This window comes from Brooklawnia sp., assembly GCF_049651565.1.
Classification (GTDB): Bacteria; Actinomycetota; Actinomycetes; order Propionibacteriales; family Propionibacteriaceae; genus Brooklawnia.
In genome coordinates, this window is the sequence record NZ_JBASCI010000026.1 from 1 (window position 1) to 4,397 (window position 4,397).

Sequence of the window (4,397 nt, forward strand, 5' to 3'; positions counted from 1 at the left end):
GCTCGGGCTCGGGTTCGGGTTCAGGCTCCGGTCTCGGCGCGGCGGGGACGGCCGGGGTGCGGCGCGACTGCTCGCGGAGGTCGGCGTCCCGGACGAAACCCACCACCGCGGCCATCATGCCGACTACACCGGCCGACACCAGGGCGATCCGGGCCGCGTTGCCCACCCCGGTCAGCAGGTCGAACAGCGCGAACCCGAGGGTCACGCCGAACGCGGCTATCACCACCAGCCCGACCCAGGGCCAGGGGCTGATCATCGCGGTGCGCCGGCCGCTACCTGCCAGCACGGCCCGGATGTGCCAGGCCAGCAGGCTGCCGCCGATGGTGATCGCGGTCAACGGTACGTACTGCGGGGCCTCCTGCTCGACCATCGCCAGCCCGGCGACCAGCACCACCAGCGACGCGACCAGCAGCACCCCGAGCAGCACCACGGTGACGCCCATCGAGCCGGGACGCCGGACCGGTGCCCGGGCAGCCCCGGCCCCGGACTGTGAATGCTGCACGGAATCGTAAGCGGCCGTCTCGTCATTGCCGACCGGCACCACATCGACCACGGGTTCCCTCCAGTGACTGCGGCCATGCTAGCGCCCCCACCGGCCCCCTGCTGACTGGGAAGGTTGCAAACCGCTTCGGCGGGTATCTTGTCCTCTGCCGGACCAGCGATGGCCCACTCACCCACGCCCGAAAGGAGCGATTGATGAAGATCGGTAAAGCAGGCAGGCTCGCCGCCTTGGCAATCTCGGGTGTGCTGGTGCTCAGCGCCTGCAACCCGGCAAGACGCGACGGTGGCGGCACCCAGCCGACCACGGACGGCAGCGGTGCCGTGGAGTTCACCAAGGAACTGTCCGGCACCCTCAACACCAGCGGCTTCAACCCGTCGGACGAAGTGGGCAAGTCCAGGTCCGACCTGGCCGCCGAGCGGATCGCCCCGGTCGAGGTGGTGCAGGACACCACCAACTTCGACCCGCAGAAGTTCTCGGCCCAGGTGGCGTCCGGCCAGACCCCCGACCTGATCCAGGTCAACCGCTCCATGGTCGGCACGCTGGCCGACCGCGAACTGATCGTTCCGCTCGACCAGTGCTACGACCTGTGGCAGGTCGACCCGGCCGAGCGCTACTACCAGGCCGCGCTCGACGACGTCACCTACGACGGCAGCCTGTACGCCATCCCGCAGTTCTTCCAGACCAGCATGATCATCGCCAACAAGCGGGTCATGGAGCAGGCCGGCGTCACCATCGACCAGCTCGACACCTCGAAGCCCGACCAGATCATCGCCGCGGCCGAACAGATGTACGCCGAATCCGGCGGCGTCCCGTCGCTGATCGGCTTCGACCCCGACCTGCCCGGCTCGGTGGCGGTCTGGCTGATCGCGTTCGGTGGCGGCGCGATGGAGGACAACGGCCAGCCGGCGCTCGACCAGCAGGCCAACGTCGAGGCCCTCACCTGGCTGAAGCAACTGGTGGACGCCCAGGGCGGCAACGCAGCATTCCAGTCGTTCAAGCAGACCATGGACGTCTTCGGTGACCAGAACCAGTACGTCGCCGACCAGGTGGGTGCGCAGCTGTGGGCCCAGTGGTACATCAACGTGCTCGCCAACACCAAGGACGACGTCTCGGTTGAGGCCACCCCGGTGCGCACCACCGCTGGCGACGTGATCGGCTTCGCAGGCGGCACCGCGTTCGCCATCCCCGCCGGCGGCAAGAACCCGTCCGCCGCCTGCGCCTGGGCGATCGAGGCCACCTCACCGGACGCCTGGCAGGCTGCCGGTGCGGCGCGCGCCGAGACCGTGGCCGAGCGGGACAGCATCAACACCGGCCTGTTCACCGGCTCCCCGGTGGCGGACGAACTGGTGCGTGAGCAGTTCGTGGAGCCGTCCGGCAACGCTGACTTCGACCAACTGATCGCGACCTCCTACCAGACCCTGGAGAACCCGGTCTCGGTCGGCGGCTCGGCGGTCGGCCAGGAGATCGATGACGCGTTGAAGAACGCGGTCGCCCAGGTGCTGGCCGGGTCGATGGAACCTGAGGCCGCGCTGCAGGAGGCCCAGGCCACGGCCATGCGGGCCTGGGACCAGTCGGCGATCGGCCAGCGGGGCTAGGAGCCCACGGTGGCCATCTCCACCGCGGCGCCGGGTCAGCAGGCCCGGCGCCGACGCGGCAATCGCAACAAGCGCAGCGAGGCGGTCGCAGGGTTCCTGTTCATCACCCCCTGGCTGGTCGGCTTCGCGGTCTTCACCGTCATCTCGATGACGTGGAGCCTGATCCTGTCGTTCCAGGACTACGACCTGGCCCGCGGGCAGGGCACCCCGGTCGGCCTGGCCAACTACGAGTTGCTGCTGGACGACCCGCGGGTGATGAAGTCGCTGCGCAACACGTTCATCTTCGCCGCCATGTCGGTGCCGCTGGAGATCGCGGTCGCGCTCGGGCTGGCGCTGCTGCTCAACGGCGTCAAGCGCGGGTCGGGCTTCTTCCGCACCGTGTTCTACCTGCCCAAGATGACCCCGGCGGTCGCCACCGCGGCGGTCTTCCTGCTGCTGCTGAACGGCAACAACGGCGCGATCAACCAGTTCCTGCGGCTGTTCGGGATCCAGGGCCCGCAATGGCTGACCGACCCGTTCTGGATGAAGCCGTCGATCGTGCTGATGGGCTTGTGGAGTGTTGGCGGCGGGATGGTGATCCTGCTTGCGGCGCTGCAGGCCGTCCCGAAGGACTTGTACGAGGCGGCCGCGGTGGACGGGGCCAACAAGGTGCAGCAGTTCTTCCGGATCACGCTGGCGCTGATCAGCCCGACGCTGTTCTTCCTGGTGATCGTCAACACGATCGCCGCGCTGCAGGTCTTCGACCAGGCCTACCTGCTGTTCTACCGGGACGTCAGCAGCAGCGTCCCCGACGAGGCGCTGTTCTACGGCGTCTACCTGTACCAACTGGCATTCCAGCGGTTCAACTTCGGGCAGGCCGCCGCCATGGCCTGGCTGCTGTTCGGCATCATCATGGTGATCACGGTGATCCAGATCAGGGTCGGCAACAAGCTGGTCTACTACGAGGGAGGCCCCCGGTGATCGGATCCCAGCCCACCCGTCCCACCGCCCAGGCGCTGGGTGCCCAGCAACTGGCCGCCTCGGCCGCCGCCCGAACCGACGAATCCAGGTCGACCGGGCCGGTGACGACCGCCGGCGAACCGACCCGGGGGCCGTTCCGGGCCTTCGGCGTCATCCTGCGCTGGGTGCTGCTGGTCGCAATCTCGCTGCTGATGATGTACCCGTTCGCGTGGCTGCTCGCCGCCTCGCTGAAGCCGCGCGGTGAGGTCTTCGACAACCGGCTGATCCCCAGGACGTTCACGCCGGAGAACTACGTCGAGGTGTTCAACCAGTTGCCGTTGCTGAACTGGGTGTGGAACTCGATCTTCATCGCGCTGCTGGCGGCAACCTTCGTCACCATCTCCAGCTCGATCGTGGCGTTCGGGTTCGCCTACTTCCGGTTCCCGTTCCGCAACGCCATCTTCGGCATCGTGCTGGCTACCATGATGCTGCCCGGCGCGGTCACCCTGATCCCGAACTACCTGATCTGGAAGTGGCTGGGCTGGTTGGGCACAACGGTGCCGCTGTGGGGTGCCACCATCTTCGGTTCGGCGTTCTACATCTTCCTGATGAGGCAGTTCTACCTGTCGCTGCCGCGTGACCTGTTCGAGGCGGCCCGGGTGGACGGCTGCTCGTTCTTCGGCCTGTTCTGGCGGATCGCGTTCCCGCTGGCGCTACCCAGTTCGATCATCGTGTTCATCTTCGAGTTCCAAGCCGCCTGGAACAACTTCCAGGGTCCGCTGATCTACCTGAACTTCGGCGACCCGACCGGTTACACCGCCCCGCTGGGTATCGCCTACGCCATGACCCTGTACTCGCCGACCGCGGGTGGCCACGGCGACTACCAGTACGTCATGGTTGCCTCGCTGCTGGTCACCCTGCCGATGCTGGTGATCTTCGCGTTCGGTCAGCGGTACTTCATCGAGGGCATAGCAGCCGGTTCGGTCAAGGGCTGACCTGCTCACCACACCCGAGCAGACCATGCCGGTGATCATCAAGGCCGGCACGATCATCAGGAACGCCACTGACGCGCACCGCCCGAGCTGCGCTATCAAGGAGCCATGACCCGCGGAGTGCTGTTCGACCTGTACGGGGTGGTGATGCGCGTCCAGTCGGACGAGGCCATCGCCGCGATCGAACGGGCGGCCGGCTTCGGCGGCCCTCAGCTGTGGGAGCCGTTCTGGTCGCTGCGGGCACCCTACGACCACGGCCGGCAGACCGGACGCCAGTACTGGGCGGCGGTGGCCGCCGCGGCCGGCCGCAGCATCGCCGACCCGGACGCGGTGATCGCCGCCGAGGTGGCCGGCTGGTCGCGTCCCGAC

At 67.8% G+C, this 4,397-nt stretch carries 5 protein-coding genes; 4 read left to right on the plus strand and 1 reads right to left on the minus strand.

What is annotated here, in order from left to right; genetic code table 11:
- A partial coding sequence (locus WBL05_RS01300) for a hypothetical protein (protein ID WP_424223223.1) occupies positions 1-553 on the minus strand: 553 nt, incomplete at its 3' end.
- Between the two features lie 143 nt (positions 554-696).
- On the opposite strand from WBL05_RS01300, the gene WBL05_RS01305 reads away from it, so the two are divergent.
- The 4 genes from WBL05_RS01305 to WBL05_RS01320 all read left to right on the plus strand — a co-directional run.
- Positions 697-2,097 (plus strand): ABC transporter substrate-binding protein, encoded by a 1,401-nt coding sequence (locus WBL05_RS01305; RefSeq protein WP_424223225.1) that lies wholly within the window; start codon positions 697-699, stop codon positions 2,095-2,097.
- A 9-nt stretch (positions 2,098-2,106) separates the two neighbouring features.
- Complete coding sequence (locus tag WBL05_RS01310; RefSeq protein ID WP_424223226.1) at positions 2,107-3,057, plus strand: carbohydrate ABC transporter permease; 951 nt, start codon at positions 2,107-2,109, stop codon at positions 3,055-3,057.
- On the plus strand, positions 3,054-4,031 hold the full coding sequence (locus WBL05_RS01315; protein WP_424223228.1) for a carbohydrate ABC transporter permease: 978 nt from the start codon (positions 3,054-3,056) through the stop codon (positions 4,029-4,031). The genes WBL05_RS01310 and WBL05_RS01315 overlap by 4 nt, the downstream gene beginning before the upstream one ends.
- A 105-nt stretch (positions 4,032-4,136) precedes the next feature.
- Positions 4,137-4,397, plus strand: a 261-nt coding sequence (locus tag WBL05_RS01320; RefSeq protein WP_424223229.1) for a hypothetical protein, incomplete at its 3' end; no start/stop codon positions are given.